Source organism: Pseudonocardia halophobica (assembly GCF_050948485.1).
In the GTDB taxonomy this organism is placed as follows: domain Bacteria; phylum Actinomycetota; class Actinomycetes; order Mycobacteriales; family Pseudonocardiaceae; genus Pseudonocardia; species Pseudonocardia halophobica.
Window position 1 is genome coordinate 4,991,922 of sequence record NZ_CP192046.1, and the last position, 22,957, is coordinate 5,014,878.

Consider the following 22,957-nt stretch of genomic DNA (forward strand, 5'->3'; position numbering starts at 1 on the left):
AGAGGGCTCGCGAACCGCCGTCGGGCACCGGGGACGCTGGAGGGAGTCGAGATGACGTCGGTCCACCACCGCTACGCCACCGTGAGCGGCCGACGGCTGTTCTACCGGGAAGCAGGCCCGGTCGATGCGCCGGCCGTCGTGCTGCTGCACGGCTTCCCGGCCAGCTCGTTCATGTTCCGCCACCTGATCCCGCTACTGGCCGATCGGTACCGGGTCATCGCGCCCGACCACCTGGGTTTCGGCCTGTCGGACGCGCCGCCGGTCGACGAGTTCGCCTACACCTTCGACGCCTTGGCCGGGCTCACCGCGGACCTGCTCGGCGAACTACGGGCCGACAAGTACGTCCTCTACGTCCAGGACTACGGGGCACCCGTCGGCTGGCGGCTCGCGCTCGCCGACCCGGACGCGATCGGTGCCGTCATCACCCAGAACGGCAACGGCTACGAGGCCGGGTTCGCCGAGGACTTCTGGAGACCGGTGCGGGCGTACTGGCAAGACCAGAACCCGCAGACCGAGGTCGGAGTGCGGCAGGCACTGACCCGTGAAGCGATCCGCTGGCAGTACCTGCACGGGGTGTCGGACGAGAGCCTGGTCAGTCCGGACACCTGGGAGCACGACTTCGCCCAGGTGTCCCGCCCGGGCAACGACCTGGTCCAGCTGGCGCTGTTTGCCGACTACGCGAGCAACCTGCCACTGTACCCGAAGCTGCAGGCCTGGCTACGCGACAGCGGTGTGCCCGTGCTGGCGGTATGGGGCCGTAACGACGAGATCTTCCGCGCCGAGGGCGCGCTGGCCTTCGCGCAGGACGTCCCCGCCGTCGAGATCCACCTGCTGGACGGGGGCCACTTCCTCCTGGAAAGCCATCTGGACCTCGCCGCGAGCCTCGTTCGCGGCTTCCTGGCCCGAACTCTGCTGTGACCGGCCTCCTGCACGCCCAAACCGTGCTCGTGCTCGGGCGAGGCACCGGGATCGCCTACGCAACGGCCCTGACCGCGCGCGACGCCGGGGCGAAGGTCATCGCCGCAGGTCCGGACGAACCCGCCCTGGCGGCTGCCTACCTCGGCGAGCCCGCCATCAGCACCGAGAGTGTCGACCTGACCGACGACGACTCGATCGGGGCGCTCACCGAACGGCTCGGCGAGATCGACCACGCGGTCTTCACCGCCTCGGCGCGCATCCGGGGGCGCCTCCCGCAGCTGGAGAGGGCCGCACTGCAGCGGTCCTTCGACAGCGACGTGATCGGCCCGCTCATGGTCGTCGAGCAGCTCGCCTCCAGGATGAACGAGGGCGGATCGTTCGTCCTGTTCTCCGGCGTGGCCGCGGCCAAGATCTCGGTGGGCTCGCTCGGGGTGGCCGTCATCGACGGCGCCGTCGACGTCCTGGTCCGGTCGCTGGCCCTGGAGCTGGCCCCCCTCCGGGTGAACGCGGTCTCCCCGGGTGTGGTCGACGTCGACGCACGGGGCGCCCTGGGTGAGCACGCCGAGACCGACTACTCCGCCGACGGGAGCGTCCGCAACCCGATCCGACGCATCGGCACCGCCGCCGACGTCGCCGACGCGGTCCTGTTCGCGATGACCAGCGCCTTCCTCACCGGGCAGACGCTGCACATCGACGGCGGCGAGCCCCTGACCTGACGCACCGACGCCCCACCTGGATGATCGGAGGACTGGAACGATGGGCCTTTCCTGGCAGCAAGGACCACTCGCCGTCGGCTCGGTCGGACGTTTCCTCGTCCCTGACCCGTTGCCCGAGCGCCTGCTCTACGCCGAGCCGTTGCGTCGTCGGATGCGGGTCCGCTTCGGCGGCGAGTGGATCGCCGACAGCGACGATGTCGTGCTGCTGCACGAGCCCGGCCGCTACCCGGTGGCCTACTTCCCGCCGAGCGGCATCGTCGATGGCGTCCTGCACCCGATCCCGCACGCGACGCGGCACCGCGACCTCGGGCTGACGACCTGGTACACGGTGCGCGCAGGCACCGGCGACCGACCGCGCGCGGCCTACCAGCACGTCGAGCTGCCCGATTGTGCCGGTGAGCTGAAGGCTCGGGTCGCGTTCGCGTGGCGAGCCATGGACGCCTTCTACGAGGAGGACGAGCGGATCGTCGGGCATGCCGCCGACAGCTACCACCGCATCGACATCCGCCGGACCAGTCGCCATCTCACCGTGCACCGCGAGGGCCGGCTCGTGGCCGACACGACCCGGCCGCTGGCGCTCTACGAATCCGGCTTCGCGCCGCGGTGGTACGTGCCGCGCGAGGACACCGACGAGTCCGCGACGACACCGGTCGAGGGCCAGACGTTCTGCCCCTACAAGGGACTCTGCAGCTACTACGACATCGGCGATGCCCCTCGCGCGGCCTGGTCCTACGAGAACGCGTGGACCGAGGTCCGGCGCATCAGCGGGATGGTGTCCTTCGAGCCGGACAAGGCCGAGGTGCACCTCGACGGCACCCGACTGCGGCTGGAACCCGGCCAGTCCGTCGTCGCGCACGGCATCGACCGGGACCTCACTCCCGACGAACTCGCCCCCGGCAGAAGCACATGACCGGCCCGGACAAGACGACCGCCGCTGCGGCAGCGACTCCGGCTCCCCGCGTCCTCTCGGTGAACGTCGGCATGCCGAAGGACGTGTCCTGGCAGGGCCGGACCGTGCACACCGGGATCTGGAAGCGACCGGTGCAGGGCCCGGTGCCGGCGCGCAGGCTCAACATCGACGGCGACGGGCAGGGCGACCTGGCCGGCCACGGCGGCGAGCAGCGGGCCGTGCTGGTCTACCAGATCCAGTCCTACGCGCACTGGCAGCACTACTTCGGACGCGGCGACCTCGAGTACGGCCAGTTCGGGGAGAACCTCACCGTCGACGGCATGGCCGACGACGAGGTCTGCATCGGCGACCGCTACCGCATCGGAGAGGCCGAGTTCGAGGTCACCCAGCCGCGAGTCACCTGCTACCGCGTCGGTATGCGCCTCGGCGAGCCCGAGCTCCCCGCGCTGCTGGTCGGCCACCACCGTCCCGGCTTCTACATGCGCGTCCTCACCGAGGGCCGGATTCACGCCGGAGACCACATCGTCAAGACCCGCAACGGCCCCGGCGCCCTGAGCGTCGCCGACACCGACGCACTGCTCTACCTTCCCGACCGGGACCTGTCGAAGCTGCGCCTCGCAGCGCACATCCCCGCCCTGAGCCCCGGCTGGCGGGACTCCTTCCGCGACCTGCTCACCGCCGACACCGCCGCAGCCGTCGCCCCGGTAGCCGCCGAGCCTGCGTGGGCCGGATTCCGCACGTTGCGCGTCGCCGCGGTGCGCCGCGAGACCAGCACGGTCTCCTCCATCCGGCTGGCCGCTACGGACGGCCGTCGGCTACCGCCCGCCCGCGCCGGCCAGTACCTGACGCTGCGGTTACCGGCGGCCGGACAACCCGTCCCGGTACGCAGCTACTCCCTGTCCTCGACACCCGACGCCGGCACCTACCGGATCAGCGTCAAACACGAGCCGCACGGCGTCGCCAGCGGCTATCTGACGACGGCCCTGCAGCCCGGAGCAGTCGTCGAAGTGGCCGCGCCCCGCGGGGACTTCGTCCTCGATGAGGGCACCGAGCCTGTTCTCCTGATCTCTGCCGGGATCGGTGTCACGCCCGTGCTGTCGATGCTGCACGAGCTGGCCACCCGGCGGAGCCAGCGGGACATCTGGTGGCTCCACGGCACCCGGGAACCGCGCGAGCAGCCCCTGGCGGACGAGGCACACGCCCTGCTCAAGGCCCTGCCACACACCCATGAGCACGTGTTCTTCAGTGCCGCCACCATCGAGGAGTGCCACCAGTACGGCGCACACAGCGGCCGACTCGATCGGCACGGCCTGGCCACGCTCAGCCCTCCCACCGACGCGAGCGCCTACGTCTGTGGGCCGGCGTCCTTCATGACCGACATGCAGCGTGGGCTCACCGCGATGGGCATGGACCCGGGCCGCATCCACACCGAGCTGTTCGGTGCTGTGCCGTCGCTCAACCCCGGCGTGGTCGGGCAGCCCCGTCGATCGCCCCACCAGCCCGCCGGACCGCCGGGAAGCGGACCGCTGGTGACCTTCGCCCGCAGCGGCATCACCGCACCCTTCCCGACGGGGCTGCGCACCGTGCTCGAGCTCGCCGACGCCTGCGACGTCCCCACCCGCTGGAGCTGCCGATCGGGTGTGTGCCACACCTGCGTCACCCCCGTGCTGGCCGGCGACACGTCCTACTCCCCCGAGCCGCTCGAGCCCCCGGCGGACGGGCAGGTGCTCATCTGCTGCGCCCGGCCCGCCACCGATCTCGTCCTGGACATGTAGCACCGAGGAGCACGATGAGAACCGGAGCCACAGGCCCGCGGGGCTGCAGCGGAAGCCAGCCGACGCCCGCCCCTGACGTCCTCGCCCCGGCGCCGCGCGAGCTCGCCGTCAGCCCCGCCATCGGCCCCCTTCCGCCCGTCTTCGTTCCACCGTCACGGATTGGACCGCCATCAGTCAGCTCCGGCGCCGCAGCCTGGGCGGCACGCCTCCACCACGGGGTTCGGTGATGGCGAGAAGGGTGCGGGCATCGACAACCCTTCGGGCCTTCAGAGGGAGGGCGAAGGCGGATCCCGCCGCGGTGCACCGAGAGACGGTCCGGACGGTCGCGTTCAGCGACGGCGTCTTCGCCATCACCGTCACCCTGCTGGTCCTGGAGATCAGACCACCCGAGGGCGGTCGTACCTTGCTGCACGAGCTCCTCGCGCTCTGGCCGTCCTACCTCGCCTACGCCGTCACCTTCCTGTTCATCGGGCAGGTGTGGGCCAACCACCACGTCATGTTCGACCACATCCGTGCTGCCGACCGGCTCGTACTGCTCCTCAACACACTTCTGTTGATGATCGTGGCGTTCCTCCCGTTCGCCACCTCGGTCCTTGCCGAGGCGCTGCGCAGCGCAGACGACCAGCGGGTCGCCGTGGTCTTCTACGGTCTCGCGTTCGCGGTCACCGCGCTGATGTTCAACGCCATCTGGCGGTATGCGCGCCGACACCGGCTCCTCCGCGACTCGATCGATCCCGGGGGCGCGACGTCGGTCGGGAGACGCTTCCAGCTGGCGTTGGCCTGGTTGGCCATCGCCACCCTGTCCGGCGCCTTCGTTCCCGCCTCAGGTGTGGCCCTCATCGTCGCCTTCAACGTCTTCTATTGGCTGCCGATCAGGGGCGAGGGTCCACGCCTACCAGAATGACGAGCGCGGCACCTGACCGATATTTCCGGCAGGCGAACAACGCACGCCTCGAGACGCAGGGCGTCGTCCCAGTCGTCGCGCACGTCCTCCACAGCACCGTCCTTCACCGACAAGCGCCTGCCCTTCCCTCGAGCAGTTCCACCGTCTCCACGCCGCGAAGCGGCCGTGCAACTGGCCGCGAAGCGGCCGTGCAACTCGGTCAGGCGGTGGTTCCGAACTCGGCCAGCGCAGGTCGGAGGCCGTCTCGAGCTGTGCACGAGTCGGTCGGGGCTGCTGGGTCATTTCTGGAGCCGCCGTCCACACCGGGCTGCGCCGGGACTGCCGCCGCATGATCCCCAACCACTGCTGCAAGCACCGATGAGCTTTACCTACGCCTGCAACCGGCCAGCCAGGATCTCGGAGGCTCCAGACAACTGGTGTCAGGTCCAACCGGGGCGCTCAGACACGGATCCGTTTGCTCAGCAAGCAGACCTCGGCCACGGGGTCCTGACCTGGCTTGATCTCGGCCGGACGGATCACGACCTCGTCCACAAGGTTGCCGAGGGCACGCAAACCTGTCGGCCGCCCGTCCAGCATCTTCGCGGATCCGCGGCAGCGAAGCACTACCAGTACTCGCCGCTGCTCGCCACCTGCCAGGACAGTCGCCTCCACCCACACCACGGCGTCCGCCCCGGCCGCCGGCCTCGAGCTCTGGACGAGGCCGGCGACGGACTCACCGGTCGCAGCCGCGATCTCCTGCGCCCGCTCTTCGGGCCACGCCGCCTTACCGAGCCAGCGCAGAAGCCCCGCTCTCAACGCAGCAATCTGTCCGGGCTCGGGCGAAATGCTGCGTTGGAACGTGCCGCCCGGGTCGGTCCCTACTGGGGTAGCAGTCGGCCCGACCATCACAGCCCGCCGACAGGCCGGGGCCCGGCCCGGAGACCGGTCGAGCGAGTCGGCTTCCGCGCTGTTCTAGTCCTCGGCTCGCTCAAACGACAGACCCCCTGCGAAGACCGCCCGACCGACTACCTCGAAGCCCGTCACCGTCGTGGTCGAGGCAGACAGCGAACGGGCCGCCACATCCAGCAGAGCAGGCCGGTTGGCCGGCCCCAGGTTCATTCAGCGAGCGCCCCGACCGGACGGCTGACCAGTGTGACCTCGGTGCCGATCGCAGTGTCCGAGACCCCGCCTCACCCGGGCGGAAGACCACCGTCGCCATCAACCCGACCATCACGTCGAGGCCGCGGCCACGCGCCCCGGGATCCACCGGCTTGGGTCGCCAGCGTCCCCAGTCACCCACCCGACAGCGGAGCTGACGCGCCCGCCCGTCGGGCACCACGTCGGCGGTGACCTCCACCTCGGCGGGCACGTCCACGTCGACCGAGGTTCGACGTCGTGGGCCTGCTCCTCCGGCCACCCCACACCACTCAGCGTCTGCCCAAGCTCGCCCCGAACCCGGACGCGGGGCCGTGTCCGACGCTGGCGCCCTCAGCCGCCAGCGGCCCTCTACGACCCCGATCCGGACGCCGTTCGCCACATCGTTCACTGCGTCGTTCACAGAGCTGTCCACGACGCCGTCCTAGCTTCGCGAGGGGAGCCTTGTGCTGTCGGGGCTCCAGCCTGCCGCAGGACCCGAGCGGGTTTGTAGGGCCAGAGGGGCGCATCATCACCCGACCGAAACCTACGCAATCGGTCCAAGCTCCGCAGATCTCGACGCCCGTCCAGCAGCGCGGCCACTCGAACGGGCTAAGCACAGACGGCCGCACAACCCTCACGCGCGCCGTGGTCCCTTGCGCACGTCATCTGAGCCCTGGTTCCTGACGGTCCTGTCGCAGGGCCCGTACTTTTTCGCGGGCAACCGTGTTCTCTGCGTCGGGGGTCTGGAACTCGGGGCACCCGAGTTGTGTTCCGGGGCGTGGTGCAGGTCCTCGGCCCGGGCGGCATGGGAGCTGACCGTGGGTGATGTCGGCTCGATTCCTGATTCATCGGCCTTGCCTTGGACCTCGGCGATCAGCGTCGTACCTCACTCGTCCTCGGTGAAGCGCCGGCTCTCGGGCAGGCCGCATTCACCTCGTCCAGGTGAGTCGTCCCGCCCGATTCGTCTCCTAGCGTGCGTTGCCGACGGCGTGTCGCGAGGTCGCGATCGAGCGCCAGCCTGGTCGCCTCTCGAGGAGTCGCCGATGAACCCGCAGGATGTGCTGCCGTTCCCGCCGACGCCGTCGGCGAGCACCGCCGGCCGGACGATGCAGGAGTCGGTCTATCGGCAGCGCGAGCGACCGAGACGACTGCCCGAGACCGCACCGAACATCCTGATCGTCCTGATCGACGACGCCGGGCCGGGGCTGCCGAGCACCTTCGGCGGCGAGGTGCGTACCGACACGTTGACCCGCATCCGAGACGAGGGCATCGGATACAACCGCTTCCATACGACCGCGATGTGCTCACCCACGCGGGCGTCCCTGTTGACCGGGCGCAACCACCACCGGATCGGCAACGGCCAGATCGCCGAGCTGGCCAACGACTGGGACGGGTACGCGGGCGAGATCCCCAGGAGCAGCGCACTGGGTGCCGAGGTCCTCAAGGACTACGGGTACGCCACCGCCGCGTTCGGCAAGTGGCACAACACCCCGGCCATCGAGACGACCGCGTCCGGGCCGTTCCACAACTGGCCGGTCAACGTCGGCTTCGAGTACTTCTACGGCTTCCTCGCCGGGGAGGCGTCCCAGTACGAACCCAACCTGGTCCGCAACACGTCGATCGTGCTGCCGCCCAGGACTCCCGAGCAGGGCTACCACCTCAGTGAGGACCTGGCCGACGACGCGATCGGCTGGCTGCGCCGACACCAGGCGTTCGAGCCCGACCGGCCGTTCTACCTGTACTGGGCCACCGGCTGCCTGCACGGTCCGCATCACGTGATGAAGGAGTGGGCCGACCGGTACGCCGGCAAGTTCGACGACGGCTGGGACGCCTACCGCGAGCGCGTCTTCCACCGGGCCAAGGAGATGGGGTGGATCCCGCCGGAGACGCAGCTGACCCCGCGCCACCCGAGCATGACGGCGTGGGGCGACGTCCCGGAGGAGGAGCGCCCGTTCCAGCGCAGGCTGATGGAGGTGGCTGCCGGGTTCGCCGAGCACGCCGACGTACAGGCCGGCCGGGTGATCGACGAGCTCGAACGGCTGGGCTACGCCGACAACACCCTGGTGTTCTACATCTGGGGGGACAACGGCTCGTCGGGAGAGGGCGCGGACGGCACGATCAGTGAGCTGCTGTCGCAGAACGGCATTCCGACCACGGTCGCGATGCACATCGAGGCCCTCGACGAGCTGGGCGGCCTCGACGTCCTCGGCTCTCCCAAGGTCGACAACCAGTACCACGCCGCGTGGGCGTGGGCCGGCAGCACGCCGTACAAGGGGATGAAGCTCCTTGCGTCGTACCTGGGCGGGACGCGCAACCCGATGGCCGTCCGGTGGCCGGCGAAGATCCGGCCCGACGCGACTCCGCGGACCCAGTTCCACCACTGCAACGACGTCGTGCCCACGATCTACGACGTGGTCGGCATCACCCCACCACGGGTCGTCAACGGCGTCCCGCAGGACCCGATCGACGGTGTCAGCTTCGCGTACACGTTCGACCGGGCCGACGCGCCGGGCCGGTTGCGGACCCAGTACTTCGAGATCATGGGCAGCCGCGCCATCTACCACGACGGGTGGATGGCCTCCGCCTTCGGCCCGCGCACCCCCTGGGCCGTCGGCCGGCCGGCCGGCATCGACGACTGGACCCCCGACCGCGACACCTGGGAGCTCTACCACCTCGACGAGGACTGGTCGCAGGCCAACGACCTGGCCGCCGAGATGCCCGAGAAACTCGCCCAGATGAAGGAGACCTTCGCCATCGAGGCGGCGAAGAACAGCGTCTACCCGGTCGGTGGCGGGCTCTACATCGCCCTGCACCCGGAGCAACGGATCTCCACTCCCTACCGGGAGTGGAACTTCACCGGCGGCATCGTCCGCATGCCCGAGTTCTGCGCGCCGGCGCTCGGGAACCGCGCGAACGTCGTCATGATCGACGCGGAGCTCCCCGACCGCGCGAACGGTGTCCTCTACGCGCTGGGGGGAGCCGGTGGCGGCCTCACCTGCTATCTCGAGGACGGTGTGCTCTGCTACGAGTACAACCTGTTCATCGTGATGCGGACGAAGATCCGGTCGCTGCGCGCGCTCCCGGCCGGTCCGGCGAAGATCAAGATCGAGACCGTGTACGCGGAGGCCAGACCCGGCGGTCCGCTCGACGTCACGATCTCGGTCGACGGCAGCGACCTCGCCTCCGGCCGGGTGCCGGTGAGTGCCCCGCTGCTGTTCTCCGCCAACGACTGCCTCGACATCGGCGTCTGCCACGGTGGCCCCGTTTCGCTCGACTACTACGACCGGGCGCCGTTCCCGTTCGACGGCACCATCCACAGCGTCAACGTCCGCTATCTGTCCTGATCGCACGCACCCGCGCTCGTCGCCATGCGGAAGCCGATGTTGCCGGCACTGCTGTCGGGGGTGTTGGCAGAGCGTGCGGCGCAGCGGTAGCGCCAGCAGTAGGACTCGTGGCAGAGGTAGGAGCCGCCGCGCATGCTCAGCTGACCGGGCCGGCCGGGCCCGAATTCGTCCGCGCACCACTCCCACACGTTGCCGGTCATGTTGTGCAGCCCGTAGCCATTGGGCGCGAACGCGTCGACCGGTGCGGTGCCGGCGAAGCCGTCCTCGGCCGTGTCGAGGTCGGGGAACCGGCCCTGGAAGACGTTCATGCGGTGCTCGCTCCCGGGAGTGAGCTCGTCGCCCCACGGATAGCGCGCGGCGTCGATGCCGCCGCGTGCGGCGTACTCCCACTCGGTCTCGGTGGGCAGCCGACCGCCGGCCCAACGGCAGTACTCGCGCGCGTCCAGCCACGACACGTGAACGACGGGATGGGCGCGGCGACCGTCGAGGTCCGAGTGCGGGCCCTCCGGGCGTCGCCAGGTCGCGCCGTGCACCTGCCGCCACCAGGGCACGCCCACCACGGCCCGGGTCGGCGGGAAGTCGTCGGGCAGAAGGCCGGCGAAGACGAACGACCAGCCCTCGCGCTCGGCTGTCGTCAGGTACCCGGTGGCGGCGACGAACCCCTCGAAGTCGTCGTTGCTCACCACGTGCGCGGCGATCCCGAAGGGCGCGACGTGGGCGGTGCGCTTTGGGCCCTCGCCGTCTTCGGGGTAGCGCTGCTCGTCCGACCCCATCGTGAACACCCCACCGGACAACGCGATCATGAAACCTGCCGGTCCCGATGCGGAAGGGGTACCTGTGGGCCTTCGAGCGGCCGTCCCTGCGCGGGGGACCACCGGCGGGCAACACGCGCTGCCGGAATGACAGAGAGGCGGGGTCATCCTTCGACGATCCGAGCCGGGCCCCCGGCGGGCATCACACGACAATGATGAGTGGCCGGCCCTCGGCGGACGCTCCTCGGGCGCCGCGGCCGGCGGCAAGACCGGCTGTAGGGCTCGACGGTGCTGGTGGCACCCCGTCTCCGTCGAGGCTCTGGTGCACGTGCTGACCGTGCACCTGATCGAGGTCTCGGACCGCGCGACTCACAGCTCTCGGAAGGCGATCACTCGATGACCCGATCCCTCAATCGAGGAAGCGGATCTCAGCCATGTCGGCCGCGAGCAGCCCGTTCTCGCTGGCCTTCTCCTCGATCTCCGCGGCGAGCTGCGACGTGAGCGCCAAGACCAACTCGATCAGTCCTTGGGGACCGAGCGCGGCCAGCACGCCCTCGGCGACGGTCCGAGCCTTGTGCAGCCCCGCCTCGTAGCTGTGGTCGTCTGACAGGATTGCAAGAACGGCGGCGCGGACGGCCGCACGCGTGACCGCAGAAAGCGCCGGAACCTCCCCCTGGGCTTTGTCTCGATCTTCCATGACCCCTCCGAGGCAACGCGCGGCCCTTGACCACCCGGTCCACCGACTACCCGGGATGTTGCGCCGTGAACCACCTGGAGAAGCTGATGACACGCCCGCGGCGCGAGCTCGGGCGGGAGGTCCCGCCGTCCTGGCGATCGAGGGCGAGGCCGGCTTCGGCAAGAGCACGCTGCTCCGCGCGGCGGTGCAGCGGCTCGACGGCTTCTCCGTGCTGCGCGGCTACGGCGAGGAGAGCGCCCAGGACGACCGGTTCCAGCTCCTGCACGACTGGGGCGCCCTGCCCCCGAGCACCTCCACGCCCCGACACGTGCTGCAGGCGACGCGGCGGCGGCCGAGTTCCGCACCGCCCTGCGAAAGGTGACCCACGACATCGGGTTCTTCTACCTCGTCGGACACGGCATCCCGGAGGACGTGACCGCGGGGGCCTTCACGGTCGCCAAGCAGTTCTTCGCGCTGCCGCTCAAGGACAAGCAGCGCGTCGAGATGCTGCGCAGCCCGCACTTCCGCGGCTACACCCGCACCGGCGGCGAGCTCACCCAGGGCCGGGTCGACTGGCGCGAGCAGATCGACATCGGCGCCGATCGCGCCCCCGTCGACGACCCGACCGCGCCGGCCTACATGCGCCTGGAGGGCCCCAACCTCTGGCCGACGGCCCAGCCCGAGCTCCGGGAGGTGTCACCGACTGGGAACGGCGCTGCTCGGCGATCGCGCGGCGGCTCATGCAGTCCTGGGCGCTGGCCCTCGGCAGCCCCGCGGCGGCCTTCGCCGAGACCTTCGGCGACCGCCCCTCCACCCTGAACAAGCTCGTCCGCTACCCGGGCCGCGAGGAGCGCGGGCAGGGCGTCGGCGCGCACAAGGACCCCGGCGTGCTCACCCTGCTGATGATCGAGCCGGGCAAGTGCGGCCTCCAGGTCGAGACCCCCGGCGGCTGGATCGACGCCCCCGCCATCCCCGGCGCGTTCGTCGTGAACATCGGCGAGCTCATGGAGTACGCCACCGACGGCTACCTCAAGGCCACCATCCACCGCGTCGTGTCCCCGCCCGCCGGCGAGGTCCGCCTCTCGATCCCGTTCTTCTTCAACCCCGCCCTCGACTCCACCGTCCCCCGGATCGACCTCCCGGCCGACCTGGCCGGCGAGGCGAGAGGTATCACCCAGGACCCCGCGAACGTCATCTCGGGCACCTTCGGGGACAACCTGCTCAAAGCACGGCTCCGGGCACACCCGGACGTGGCCGCCGTGCACCACACCGACCTCCTGGCAGGACGACGCTCCTGACGACGCGATCGTCGATGACCAGAGCGGCCCGAGGTTGTCCCTGCGCTCAGCCCCGAGCAACCCCGGGCAGCGGGAAGAGTGTGCAACCCGGCGTGATTCGCCAGTGTTCTCGACCCGCTGCTGCAGCGGCTCGCGTCGAGCCCCACTTACACTTCGGCGCGGAGATGCTCGAAACCCGATGGGCTCGCGGCCACCTCGGGTGTGCGACCGGCCGAGCGTGCGAACACCACGAGCCTGCCGCCGCCTGTGCGTCCCCCTTTGCCCGTCCGCGTCAGGCGATCGGTCCGCCGTGACGAGCTGCGGGCCGGTGGAGCTGGAACCGCTGCGGGACCGAGGCGCCGGCGCCGAGTCGGGAAGCGCAGGCAGCAGACTCAGGGGTGCGGGCCGCGTGCCCGACACGGGAACTCCACACTCGACCTGCGGCGCAGCTCCTCATCGAGCAGAAGCGCCGGCGAGTGGCACGCCCCGGTCAGCTGCCTCTGGTGACGGCACGGCGATGTCGACGTCCGGGCGCCTGAAGCGCAGATTGCCATCGGCGATCCAGCCGTGCCCGAGGGGTTAGCCCCACCTCGATTGGCGGGAACGCCCCTGCAGCCGTAGGGGAAACGGGATCGGCTGCGAGGGCCACGGCGACCATCCTTCTCTCGTCAGCCTCACCGCTGAGCGAAACCGCCCTGGCCGGCTTGACGGGCTCGGAGCCGGATTACCGGACGAGGGCAACAAATCGGGTAGGTCGCCGCCGGAGGCCACCGTCGCTGGCCGGTGGCCAGGTCGGGCCGGCCGCCATGAAGGGGATACAAATGCACAAGTCGACTCCTCGGCGCGCGCAGGAGAGCCACCGCCCCAAGGTCGTCGTGGTGGGCGGCGGGTTCGGCGGGGTCCGGGTCGCGAAGGCGCTCGCCCGCACGGACGTCGAGGTGACGCTCGTCGACCGCACCAATCACCATCTGTTCCAGCCGCTGCTCTACCAGGTCGCGACCGGGATCCTCCCGCCCGGTCTGATCGCGCCGGCGCTGCGCCGGGTGGTGCGGAAGGAGCGCAACACCCGCACGGTGCTCGCCGAGGTCCACGACATCGACCTCGAGCGCAAGGTGGTCCGCGCCGCCACCCCGACCGCACAGGAGATCGAGCTGCCCTACGACTACCTCGTCGTCGCCGGTGGGGCCACACACGCCTACTTCGGGCACCAGCAGTGGTCGCAGTTCGCGCCGGGCATGAAGACCATCGAGGACGCGCGCACGCTGCGCAGCCACATCCTGGGCGCCTACGAGTTGGCCGAGCTCGCCACCGACGACACCGAGCGGGCGGCCTACCTGACGTTCGTCGTGGTCGGGGCCGGGCCGACCGGCGTCGAGATCGCCGGTCAGCTGGCCGAACTCGCCCGGCACGTGCTCCCCGAGGACTACCGCTCGATCGACACCCGCCGGGCGAAGATCGTGCTGCTGGACGCGGGCCCGTCCGTACTCCCCCCGTTCGCGCCGAAGCTGCAGAGGTACACCCGGCGCCGGCTCGAGGCGATGGGCGTCGAGGTCCGCCTGAACACCGCCGCCACGGACACCGATGCCGAGTCCATCGCGGTGCGGAGCTCGGCGGGCCAGGAACGGATCGTCGCCCGCACCAAGATCTGGGCGGCCGGGGTGCAGGCCTCGCCGCTGGCCGCGATGCTCGCCAAGGCGACCGGCACCCCGACCGACCGCGCCGGCCGACTGGCCGTGGGCCCGGACTGCAGCCTCCCCGGCGCGGACGGCGTCTACGCCATCGGGGACATGGTCACCACGGCGGACCGGTTGCCCGGGGTGGCGCAGGTGGCGATGCAGCAGGGCACTTACGTGGGCAAGCGGATCGCGGACCGGGTGAAGGGCGACACGAGCACACCCACCCCGTTCCGCTACGTCGACAAAGGCAGCATGGCCACGATCGGCGCCCGCCAGGCAGTGGCCCAGGTACGTGGCGTCACGATCACCGGGTACCTCGCCTACCTGCTCTGGCGCTACGTGCACGTGATGTTCCTGGTCGGCTGGGGCAACCGGCTGGGCACGCTCTACGACTGGCTCCGCTCGTTGCGCCACGCCCGCAACCGGGGCCACCGGCTGATCGGCCTGACCGGCGCTCAGGCGGTCGAGGAGATGCCGCAAGCAGCCTGACCTCCCCACAGGACGCCCGAGGCCGATCCAGTGTGGGTGGAGCGGTGAGGTTCGCCGGCCGTGCGGCATCCGGCCGCCCACCCTCGGCACCTGCCCGAACCGGGGTGCACAACGGTCCGGGCAGTCCCCTCGGCATCGCGTGCAGGACCAACATCGTCGCCGCTGCAAGCACAGGTCGGTAGACGCGAACTACTCCCCTGCCTGGCCTCCTAGTACTGCAACGGCACTCGCTCATGAGGGTCTGAACTGCGGCGACGAGCTCGGCGGCGCGGCGAGGCCGGATCGTTGGCGCGGCGAGGCCGGATCGGTGGCCGTAGGGTGCTGCGGGCCAGCGGACGACTGCCCGGGGTCTAGTCCGACGCCGATCGTGCGAAGAGCCACGGGTCGATCGCTATGAAGGTGCTCCGGACGACTCCTTTGTTCGCCAGGCGACCACAACAAGCCATATGATCCAGGCCAGGATGAGGACATAGCCGCCCAGGATCGCGAACGTGTTGCTTACCGGGAAGCCCTCGGATCCGACCACCCAACCCTGCACGACATAGGCAAGACCGGACAGCCCCATCACGTAGCCAAGGGCTCTCGGCAGTCTTGCCGTCGAGGCCACTGCGCTGCCGAGAAGGATCAAGGCGAGACCAAACATGAAGCTCTGATAGCTCCTGGTGCCCCACTCCAGCCACCGAATCGTCTCGGCGCTGGCGAAGCGGGCCACCTTCTCCGCTTCCGGCGCGCTCGCCCAGGCATCAACGGCCCGTTTGAGAGCGATCCCGTCCACCGCCTGCAGGACGCCGTAAAGTCCAAGCGCCACCGCTGCAGAGACGGCTCCCAGTCGTGCCACCCAGGCCGCGCCTCCAGCTCGAACGTCAAGAGCGAAATAGAGGACGAGAAGTCCGGCGATGATCACCGCCATCCCAGCGAACTGGCCGAGATGCACAGCAGTCCAGCTGGCGCTGCTGGCGTATTCGGCAAACACCACTTCGTGGTTGTTGGCCGGCCCGTCGGGGTGGAGGAGGCCCACCACTACGTAAAGAATGAAGCCCACGACAAGCAGTGCTGCCGAGAGGCGAAGCGTCACGCGATCGATCATGAACACCTCCTGCTGACTGCGGTGTAGCCAAGCGACGGAGGGCTTACGTCACAAGGGGACGACGGACCTATGCGGTCCTCCTCTTGCTCCTCGTCAACGCCACCTACAGCGTCCGACGGGCCAACTGGCGCGCCCGGGCCGGACCCACAAGGTGGGGCGCCTCGGGCTTCTTCCACGCCGGCGCAGGATGGTGGCTCCGTCGGTGAGCCAGCCCTGGACCGGTGGCCGCGTTGTCCGTGGTGGCATGCGCGGACTTGATGTTGGCGTTCGCGGCGCCATCTTGACCAAGCGAACTTGCGCAGGTGTGACGAAGTGAGTAGATGAAGCGATCGACCCCGTCCCCGTTCTGGTGGACGCTGACCAACATGCCGACGCGCGTCCTCGCCGACGTCTTGGCCGAGCTCCTCGGCCGGGAGGTCGTGCTGGTCTACACCCGAGCTCCGCGCGTCGGGCCGAACCCCGTCACGGACACCGCCGGCGGCATCCTGACGGAGTTTGACGACGAGAAGCTGACCATTCGCCGCGACGATTTCGGCAGAGGCTTCCACGCCGAGTGGACGACGGTTTCCCACGCGGCGGTGCTTGAGCTGGTCGGCCGAGCGAACGGCCACGAGGACATGCAGACCAGCCGGGCGGCCGGCTTCGTGCGCTGAGCACGCGGCGCCGCCGAGGGGCATCATTCGCTGAGGCGCTCCTGGTGTGTGCGTTCCCAGCCTCCATCACGGACCGGCGCGCGGGACCCTTCGAGACGGCAGGCCGTCACGGCGTTCGATGGCGTAGACGGCGGCCTCGGTTCTGCGGGAGAGGCCAAGCTTGCGCAGCAGCGTGGAGACGTAATTCTTGACTGTCTTTTCCGCCAGGTAGAGGTCCGCGCCAATTTGTCGATTGGTCAGCCCGTCGGCGATCAGCTTGAGGATGCGACGTTCCTGTGCCGAGAGGGCGGCGTAGCGGGGGTCTTCTTCGTGGTCTTCCTTTCCATTGCGAAGGCGGTTCAGCACCATGGCAGTGGCTCTGGGATCGAGCAGCGAGCCCCCAGCAGCGACAGTGCGTACGGCGTCGACGAGACGGGCGCCCGCGACGTGCTTCAGCACGTAGCCCGAGGCGCCCGCCAGGATCGACCCGAACAAGGCTTCGTCGTCGGAGTGCGAGGTGAGTATCAGGCATGCTGGCGGTAGCTCCATCGTGGCGCGCACCTCCCGGCACACCGACACCCCGTCGCCGTCAGGAAGGCGTACGTCGATGATGGCGACGTCGGGCCGGAGTGCCGGAATGCGGACCAGCGCTTCAGCGGCAGTGCCTGCCTCGCCGACGACCTCAAGATCGCCCTCCCTCTTGAGCAGCCAGGTGACGCCGAGCCGGACGATCTCGTGATCGTCCAGGACGAACACAGTGAGGGTCACTAAACCTCCTCAACGACCTCGATCCTCCGCACAGGGCTTCACCACATCTTCAGCGCAACCTCTACCTCTCACCACTCGATCAGCTCGACATGGATCGTTCATGCAGACGGGTGATGCGAATCCTCAGGGCGGCCTGTGGTGATCAGTTCTGAGCCGCCCCAGATCCGGTGAGCTCGCCCGCCACCGTTGCAGTACTAGGAGCGCTCAGCCGCCGAGCAGCTCGCACCAGAACGTGTAGTTGATCCCGGACGAGATGACGCTGCCATCGCTGGTGTTCATCAGTACTGAACCGGCAGTTGATCAGACGGGTGGTCGTTGGCCGCGGCGGCGGTAGTGACAGGCGCGGGCTTGGTGTTGTCGTCTGCGGCGCCAGGTCGACCAGGCGAGTGTGCTGGTCAGGCAGGTGGCCGGGGCGAGTGCAAGGGCGGCGAGCAGGCGGCGGATCTCGTTGGCCGAAAGCGGGATCAGCTCGTCATCGGACTCGCCGTGACGGCCTGGAGGTCCCCCTTTTCGGTCGCCCGATGGTCGTCCCGGTCGATCTCGTGGGCGCGCGTGGTGGCGAGGTAGGCGGCGGCGAGCATGGCCAGGGTGATGTGGGCGTACCAGGCCCGCCATGATCGGACCTGGTAGTGGTCGAGGCCAGCTTCATTCTTCGCGGCCTGGAAGCACTCCTCGATGGCCCAGCGCGCCCCGGCCACCCGGATCAGCTCGCGCAGCGAGGTGGCCGAGGGGGCGGCGCAGCGGTAGAACGCCAGTTCGCGGACGGTCTTGCCGTGCGGGGGTTCGGTCTGGCGGCGCACCAGCAGCCAGTGTCCCCACCCGTCGGGCAGGCCCTCGGTGTGCAGGGCGACCGCGGTCCAGTCGTAGACGCGTTCGCCGTGGGCGCCGGCGCCGATCGAGCGCCGTTCCCAGCCGGAGGTGTCGGTGTCGGGGTCGCGCGCCCCGGCGATCGTGGCCAGCACCTTGGCTTGGCGGCGGTGCCCGTCCGGGCTGGTCAGCAGATCGTCGTTGCGGGTGGCCAGCACGAACGGGATCTCGTGGTCGACCAGCCAGTTGCGAAAGGTCGGGTTCTGCCCGTAGAGCTCATCCGCGGTCACCCACGGCGCCCCGGCTGTCGACCCGAGTTCGCGGTCGAGCAGCCCGGCCCGCCAGGCGCGGGTGAGCATGGCGATCCCGAGCTGCGGTTTCGTGGCGAACCCGACCTCGGAGGGGATCCCGGCAGCCGCGCAGCGATCCGGGTCCTCGGTCCACGAGGTCGGCAGGTAGAGCTCCCCGTCGATCAACGCCCGCCCCCGCGAGCTCGCGTAGGCCAGGAACACCCCGGCCTGACAGTTGTCGATCTTCCCGGTGGTGCCGGTGTACTGGCGGGCCACCCCGGCCGAGCGGGTTCCCTTCTTGATGAACCCGGACTCGTCGACCGCGAACACCCCCGAGGCCGGGTCCCCGAGCTCATCGAGGACCTAGCTGCGCGCGTCATCGCGCACGCCCTCAACGTCCCAGTCCGCGGTCCGCAGCAGCCGCTGCATCCCATCCGGGGACACCGCCCCGGAATGCTCGGCCAACGTCCACCCGTTCTTGCCCTCCAAACCCGCCAGTAGCCCTCGCACGTAGGCGCGGACGCGGACCCGCGGTTCCGCACGGGCGAACCGACGACCCGACCCACTCCACCAGCTCGTCCAACGAGGCCACCCACCGGCAAGATCCACCACGCGGTGATCTTCACCGCCGAACGGTGCTCAGCCACTCACGACACGCCGCGACTGCCGTTGCAGTACTAGAAGCGGCGGCAGCGCTGATGAGATATCCCTCTCCGGCCCCCTTGGACGGCACTCAACCGTCTCGGAGATGATGGCCCTTGCCGAGCGTGAGATCACCGAGATGAAACTCTTCCCCGCCGAAGCGTCCGGCGGCGCAGCCCTCCTGCAGGCCGTGCACGATGTCGATCCTTCCAGCGAGGAGCACGTCCTCACAGGCCAGGAGTCAACCGAACCCTGGGCAGTCCCGAACGCCCGGCTGGGGCTTCGCTCTCTCCCACCACTAACGCGCGTCGCGACAGCCTCAATGGACTGCCTCGCATAACCCCACGACCCGGCCAGGTCGTCGCAGAGCGCGCCCGGCGTCGAGGGTGTGGCTGTCAGGTCGCGACGGGCGCGCTGGCCCGCACCGCCGGCAGCACCTCTCGTTCGACAAGTCGCAGGCTCTCCCAGGCCGTCTGCGGCGGGATCCCGCCTTCGAGCGGGTTCAACCGGAACCGTCCCTCGGGGCCGATCCTCCGGAGCAGGTCCACGCACTCGGGCGGGGTCAGGACCACGGCTGCGCCGGTCGCCAGCAACTCGTCGGGGTCCGACACTGCCTGGAACGGCGTGAGATCCTTGCGCCGCGCGTAGCTCGCATACTCGTTGACGTTGTGCAGCACGTGCTTGCCGACGACGGCCCAGGCGGCCGCCGGATTCTCGGCCACATGGACGAAGGGCGGATGCGCGGCTGCCGGCGCCTCGTCCGGCGGGGTCGGGTTGCCAAGGCGGGCGAGTTCGTCACGGTACTCCGCCACGAACTGACCGCCGAGAGGCTCCCAGCCCACGCCCAACCTTGCGGCCCGGCGCGCCGCCCCTTCTGACGTGCCCGCGATCAGCAGGGGCGGCCCGCCGGGCTGAACCGGGCGTGGCAGTACGCGGACACGGGCGCCGCGGAAGTCGAAGGCCTCGCCGGTCCACGCCGCGCGCAGCGTCTCGACGGTCTCGACCATCATCGAGGGCCTGCGCTTCCAGTTCACCCCGAACGCGAGGAACTCCTCCTTGCGATAGCCGGCGCCGAGCGCGACGGTCAGCCGTCCGCGAGACAGGACGTCGAGCACGGCCAGGTCTTCTGCCAGGCGCACCGGGTGCATCAAGGTCGCCAGGACTACCGACAGCCGTAGTCGGATCCGGCGTGTGCGGCTCGCGATCGCCGCTGCCATCACGATGGGCGAGGGAAGATAGCCGTCGTCGGTCACGTGGTGCTCGCTGAGAAGGATCTCGTCGAAGCCCAGCTCGTCGGCCCACTCGGCCATGTCGACGGCGGCGGCGTAGAGCTCTTCCGCGGGAGGGCCCCACGCTGGAGCGCGCAGGTTGAACGCCAGGGCGAGCGCAGGGGTCGTGCGGTCCATGTGTGGCCTCCTCACAGGTAGGTGTCGCCGACGTGACCGGCCCGCACAAGCGCGGCGTACTCCTCGTCGTCGACGCCCAGGACGGACCTGTAGACGTACTCGTTGTCCTGTCCGGTGATCGGTGCGGCCCGAACGATCTGCGTCGGGGTGCCGGTGAGCTGCACGTTGGCCCCGGGATGGAAGTGCCAGCCCGCACGGCGGTGTTCGAGGAGGTGGAAGAAGCCCCGCTCGTGCAGTTGCGGGTCGGAGGTCGCGTCGGCCTCGTCCATCACGGGCCCGGCCGGGATGCCGACGCCCTGCAGTGCGTGGAAGAGGTCGAATTTCGACTGCGTCCGGGTCCACCGGGCGAGCACGGCGTCGATCTCGTCGTGCCGTCGTCTGCGCTCGTCGACGGCCTCGAGGGCGGGGTCGGCGAGTGCCGGGTCCCCGACCAGGCTCCGGAGCGCCTCCCAGTCCCGCTCGTCGCGCACGCTGAGGACCACCCAGTCGTCCGGCCCGGCACAGGGGTACACACCCTGCGGGGCGAAGTCCGGCGAGCGGTTGCCGTCGCGGGCCGGGACCCGGTCGTTGAGCACGGCGTCCATCACGAGGTCACCGATGTGGACGATCATGTTCTCGACCTGCCCGACCTCGACCACGCAGCCGCTGCCGGTGCGCCTCCTGCGGAACAGGCCCGTCAGGAAGGCGTTCGCCCCGGCCGGACCACTGGATCCGTCCATGAAGATCGAGCCGACGGACTGCCCGTCGGGATAGCCCTGGACCTCCAGGAACCCGGCCAGCTCCTCGAAGTGCCAGCCGAAGCCGGTCGCGTTCGCGTCCGGGCCCGTGGATCCCAGCGGCGGCATGCGGACCACGACGAGTTGCGGGTTGCGCTCGAGCAGCACCTCGGGTGGAAGACCGAGCTTCTCCAGCAGACCCGCAGCGTTGTTCTCGACCAGTCCGTCGGACACCTCGACCAGGCGCAGGAACAGCTCGCGCCCCTCCGGCCTGGTGATGTCCATCGTGGCGTTGCGCTTGTTGCGAGAGTGGGAGTTGAACCAGGACAAGCGGTTCCACGGGTCCTCCCCGGGGTCGGAGTCCGGGTAGTCCCGGCTCGCGGCGACGGCGCCCGGCGCATCGCCCCGCGGTGGGTTGCGCGGCCCACGGCTCGGTGTCGGGTAGTGCTGAACGGACTCGATCTTGATGACCTCGGCGCCCATGTCCGCGAGGAGCATCGTCGCGAAGGCGCCCGCCAGCGCAGCCGTGAGGTCGAGGATCCGCATGCCCTGCAGGGGCCCGAAGTCCGCGATGCCGTCCGGGCTCGGTACACCGTGCACCCCGGTCACGCGATCACCTCCTTCTCCCGCAGCTCGGCGATCCGCGCCGCATCGAGGCCGAGCACCTGGGAGAGGACCTCGTCGGTGTGCTCCCCGAGTCGTGGCGCCTCGCGAACCGCGGGAACGGGATCGTCGGTCACCCGCCAGCCGGGACCGCAGTACGGGATCGGACCGACGGGCGATCCGCCGCGGACCCAGAAGCCTCGGGCGACGAGGTGCTCGTCGCTCAGCAGGGTCTTCGGGTCGTTGACCACGACCACCGGCCAGCCGGCGCGCTGCGCCTCCCGCATCGCGGTGCGCGCCGTGCGACCCGCTGCCCAGGCCGCGATGGCAGCATTGATCCACTCCGGCTCCTCGACGACCAGCGTCTCTCCGCGCTCGGCGAAGCGTCGCTGCAGCTCGCTGTCCCCCAGCACGTCCACCATCCGTGGCAGGTGCGCCGCCCACACCGCGCCGGTGGTGATCATGCGGTCGTCCTTGGTCGGGAACCGGCCGCCGATCGCGATCCGGGCCGCGCCGACCTTGTGCGCGCGCTGGGTGACGTAGCCGGAGTACTGGTAGGACAGCAGGTAGTAGCGCCGCCGGTCGAGGCTGCCGTTCTGGGTCTCGTACGTCGCGACGTCGACGTGCTGGCCGACGCCGCGCTCCTGCGCGTGCCACAGCGCACCCAGGGTCGCCGAGGCCGCCGTGCACCCGCTCTGCATCAGCACGACGTCGCCGGCCATCTTGACCGGCTCCCGGTCGGGCAACCCGCTGGAGTTCATCGGCCCACCCATGGCGAACGCGACGATCTCCGTCATCTGGTAATCGCGGTACGGCCCGGTCTGGCCGAACGGCGTGACCGAGGTGACCACGAGGTCCGGTCGCTGGGCGCGGAGCGATTCGGGCTCGAGCCCGGTGGGCGCAGCACCCGGGGTCCAGGAGTCGACGACCACGTCGGCCGCCGCGACGAGCCGGCGCAGCAGATCGACGCCGTCGGGGCTGCCGGGATCCACGACGATCCCGCGCTTGTGCCGGTTGAGGTGCAGGAAGAGCCCACTGCACTCCGGATCGGGCCGATCGCCGGGGAACGGGCCCCGGCGACGCGTCGGATCCCCTCCCGGCGGCTCCACCTTGGTCACGGTGGCACCCTGCTCACCCAGGAGCTCGGCACAGAACGGGCCGGCGACGCCCTGGCTCAGGTCGACCACGTGAACACCGTCGAGAGGCGGCACTGCCGATGACGGATCAGGTCCACTTGTCACCACCGAAGTCTCCCTCTCATCTGGGGCAATAGCTATGTCTTGACTCAACTAGGCTGTTTAATTACGGTCGCCGGACCCGGTCGACCGGTTCGCTAGACTCCTCGGGTCGTCGGTCAGGTGACCCCGGGTGGAAGAGGCTCTCGTGCAGCAGTTCCGCAGCGCAGCCCGCTGGTCGCCGCGCCCCGTCCCGCCGGGCGACCCGAGATGACGAC

At 69.9% G+C, this 22,957-nt stretch carries 18 protein-coding genes and 1 pseudogene; 11 read left to right on the plus strand and 8 right to left on the minus strand.

What is annotated here, in order from left to right; genetic code table 11:
- Nucleotides 1-51: 51 nt before the first annotated feature.
- From ACQP04_RS23660 to ACQP04_RS23685, 6 genes are all read left to right on the plus strand, one after another.
- A complete protein-coding gene (locus tag ACQP04_RS23660) occupies nt 52-918 on the plus strand; it encodes an alpha/beta fold hydrolase (RefSeq protein ID WP_433502759.1) in 867 nt (288 codons plus the stop codon).
- Nucleotides 915-1,634, plus strand: a complete 720-nt coding sequence (locus ACQP04_RS23665) for an SDR family oxidoreductase (protein ID WP_433502760.1) — start codon at nt 915-917, stop codon at nt 1,632-1,634. The genes ACQP04_RS23660 and ACQP04_RS23665 overlap by 4 nt, the downstream gene beginning before the upstream one ends.
- Before the next feature lie 40 nt (nt 1,635-1,674).
- Nucleotides 1,675-2,544, plus strand: coding sequence for a DUF427 domain-containing protein (locus ACQP04_RS23670; protein ID WP_433502761.1), 870 nt, complete (start codon nt 1,675-1,677; stop codon nt 2,542-2,544).
- Complete coding sequence (locus tag ACQP04_RS23675) at nt 2,541-4,319, plus strand: MOSC domain-containing protein (protein WP_433502762.1); 1,779 nt, start codon at nt 2,541-2,543, stop codon at nt 4,317-4,319. The genes ACQP04_RS23670 and ACQP04_RS23675 overlap by 4 nt, the downstream gene beginning before the upstream one ends.
- Before the next feature lie 298 nt (nt 4,320-4,617).
- On the plus strand, nt 4,618-5,223 hold the full coding sequence (locus tag ACQP04_RS23680; protein ID WP_433502763.1) for a TMEM175 family protein: 606 nt from the start codon (nt 4,618-4,620) through the stop codon (nt 5,221-5,223).
- 2,159 nt (nt 5,224-7,382) lie between these two features.
- The gene (locus ACQP04_RS23685) at nt 7,383-9,683 is read left to right on the plus strand and encodes an arylsulfatase (protein WP_433502764.1); all 2,301 of its coding nucleotides are present in this window, start codon (nt 7,383-7,385) and stop codon (nt 9,681-9,683) included.
- On the opposite strand, the gene ACQP04_RS23690 is transcribed toward ACQP04_RS23685, so the two are convergent.
- Both ACQP04_RS23690 and ACQP04_RS23695 read right to left on the minus strand, forming a co-directional pair.
- Nucleotides 9,671-10,486: a formylglycine-generating enzyme family protein gene (locus ACQP04_RS23690; protein WP_433502765.1), complete on the minus strand. Its 816-nt coding sequence runs from the start codon at nt 10,484-10,486 to the stop codon at nt 9,671-9,673. The two genes, ACQP04_RS23685 and ACQP04_RS23690, sit on opposite strands and share 13 nt — an antisense overlap.
- Nucleotides 10,487-10,844: 358 nt before the next feature.
- Nucleotides 10,845-11,132 carry a hypothetical protein gene (locus tag ACQP04_RS23695; RefSeq protein WP_433502766.1) on the minus strand — a complete coding sequence of 96 codons (288 nt, stop codon included), beginning with the start codon at nt 11,130-11,132 and terminating at the stop codon, nt 10,845-10,847.
- Nucleotides 11,133-11,187: 55 nt separating this feature from the next.
- Between ACQP04_RS23695 and ACQP04_RS23700 the strand changes: the two genes are divergently transcribed.
- The 4 genes from ACQP04_RS23700 to ACQP04_RS23715 all read left to right on the plus strand — a co-directional run bounded on the left by ACQP04_RS23700 (nt 11,188) and on the right by ACQP04_RS23715 (nt 14,553).
- Nucleotides 11,188-11,493, plus strand: coding sequence for a hypothetical protein (locus ACQP04_RS23700; protein WP_433502767.1), 306 nt, complete (start codon nt 11,188-11,190; stop codon nt 11,491-11,493).
- Nucleotides 11,490-11,930 carry a 2-oxoglutarate and iron-dependent oxygenase domain-containing protein gene (locus ACQP04_RS23705; RefSeq protein WP_433502768.1) on the plus strand — a complete coding sequence of 147 codons (441 nt, stop codon included), beginning with the start codon at nt 11,490-11,492 and terminating at the stop codon, nt 11,928-11,930. Before ACQP04_RS23700 ends, ACQP04_RS23705 begins: the two co-directional genes overlap by 4 nt.
- The gene (locus ACQP04_RS23710; RefSeq protein WP_433502769.1) at nt 11,852-12,409 is read left to right on the plus strand and encodes a 2OG-Fe(II) oxygenase family protein; all 558 of its coding nucleotides are present in this window, start codon (nt 11,852-11,854) and stop codon (nt 12,407-12,409) included. The genes ACQP04_RS23705 and ACQP04_RS23710 overlap by 79 nt, the downstream gene beginning before the upstream one ends.
- A gap of 800 nt (nt 12,410-13,209) precedes the next feature.
- The gene (locus tag ACQP04_RS23715) at nt 13,210-14,553 is read left to right on the plus strand and encodes an NAD(P)/FAD-dependent oxidoreductase (RefSeq protein ID WP_433502770.1); all 1,344 of its coding nucleotides are present in this window, start codon (nt 13,210-13,212) and stop codon (nt 14,551-14,553) included.
- A gap of 391 nt (nt 14,554-14,944) precedes the next feature.
- Here the strand turns inward: ACQP04_RS23715 and ACQP04_RS23720 are convergent, their stop codons facing one another.
- Complete coding sequence (locus tag ACQP04_RS23720; RefSeq protein ID WP_433502771.1) at nt 14,945-15,640, minus strand: hypothetical protein; 696 nt, start codon at nt 15,638-15,640, stop codon at nt 14,945-14,947.
- 365 nt (nt 15,641-16,005) lie between these two features.
- Here ACQP04_RS23720 and ACQP04_RS23725 point away from each other — a divergent pair, with 365 nt between their 5' ends.
- Complete coding sequence (locus ACQP04_RS23725; protein WP_433502772.1) at nt 16,006-16,293, plus strand: hypothetical protein; 288 nt, start codon at nt 16,006-16,008, stop codon at nt 16,291-16,293.
- Nucleotides 16,294-16,359: 66 nt separating this feature from the next.
- On the opposite strand, the gene ACQP04_RS23730 is transcribed toward ACQP04_RS23725, so the two are convergent.
- From ACQP04_RS23730 to ACQP04_RS23750, 5 genes and pseudogenes are all read right to left on the minus strand, one after another.
- Nucleotides 16,360-17,040 carry a response regulator gene (locus tag ACQP04_RS23730; RefSeq protein WP_433502773.1) on the minus strand — a complete coding sequence of 227 codons (681 nt, stop codon included), beginning with the start codon at nt 17,038-17,040 and terminating at the stop codon, nt 16,360-16,362.
- A gap of 464 nt (nt 17,041-17,504) precedes the next feature.
- A pseudogene (locus tag ACQP04_RS23735) lies at nt 17,505-18,746 on the minus strand (IS701 family transposase).
- A 428-nt stretch (nt 18,747-19,174) separates the two neighbouring features.
- Complete coding sequence (locus tag ACQP04_RS23740) at nt 19,175-20,185, minus strand: LLM class flavin-dependent oxidoreductase (protein ID WP_433502774.1); 1,011 nt, start codon at nt 20,183-20,185, stop codon at nt 19,175-19,177.
- An 11-nt stretch (nt 20,186-20,196) separates the two neighbouring features.
- Nucleotides 20,197-21,510, minus strand: coding sequence for a CaiB/BaiF CoA transferase family protein (locus ACQP04_RS23745; RefSeq protein ID WP_433502775.1), 1,314 nt, complete (start codon nt 21,508-21,510; stop codon nt 20,197-20,199).
- Nucleotides 21,507-22,748, minus strand: a complete 1,242-nt coding sequence (locus ACQP04_RS23750; protein WP_433502776.1) for a CaiB/BaiF CoA transferase family protein — start codon at nt 22,746-22,748, stop codon at nt 21,507-21,509. Before ACQP04_RS23750 ends, ACQP04_RS23745 begins: the two co-directional genes overlap by 4 nt.
- Nucleotides 22,749-22,957: the final 209 nt, after the last annotated feature.

Coding starts and splice junctions, on each gene's coding strand:
- ACQP04_RS23660 (WP_433502759.1), top strand. CDS start 52: ATGACGTCGGTCCACCACCGCTACGCCACCGTGAGCGGCCGACGGCTG.
- ACQP04_RS23670 (WP_433502761.1), top strand. CDS start 1,675: ATGGGCCTTTCCTGGCAGCAAGGACCACTCGCCGTCGGCTCGGTCGGA.
- ACQP04_RS23675 (WP_433502762.1), top strand. CDS start 2,541: ATGACCGGCCCGGACAAGACGACCGCCGCTGCGGCAGCGACTCCGGCT.
- ACQP04_RS23685 (WP_433502764.1), top strand. CDS start 7,383: ATGAACCCGCAGGATGTGCTGCCGTTCCCGCCGACGCCGTCGGCGAGC.
- ACQP04_RS23690 (WP_433502765.1), bottom strand. CDS start 10,486: ATGATCGCGTTGTCCGGTGGGGTGTTCACGATGGGGTCGGACGAGCAG.
- ACQP04_RS23695 (WP_433502766.1), bottom strand. CDS start 11,132: ATGGAAGATCGAGACAAAGCCCAGGGGGAGGTTCCGGCGCTTTCTGCG.
- ACQP04_RS23700 (WP_433502767.1), top strand. CDS start 11,188: ATGTTGCGCCGTGAACCACCTGGAGAAGCTGATGACACGCCCGCGGCG.
- ACQP04_RS23710 (WP_433502769.1), top strand. CDS start 11,852: ATGCAGTCCTGGGCGCTGGCCCTCGGCAGCCCCGCGGCGGCCTTCGCC.
- ACQP04_RS23715 (WP_433502770.1), top strand. CDS start 13,210: ATGCACAAGTCGACTCCTCGGCGCGCGCAGGAGAGCCACCGCCCCAAG.
- ACQP04_RS23720 (WP_433502771.1), bottom strand. CDS start 15,640: ATGATCGATCGCGTGACGCTTCGCCTCTCGGCAGCACTGCTTGTCGTG.
- ACQP04_RS23725 (WP_433502772.1), top strand. CDS start 16,006: ATGCCGACGCGCGTCCTCGCCGACGTCTTGGCCGAGCTCCTCGGCCGG.
- ACQP04_RS23740 (WP_433502774.1), bottom strand. CDS start 20,185: ATGGACCGCACGACCCCTGCGCTCGCCCTGGCGTTCAACCTGCGCGCT.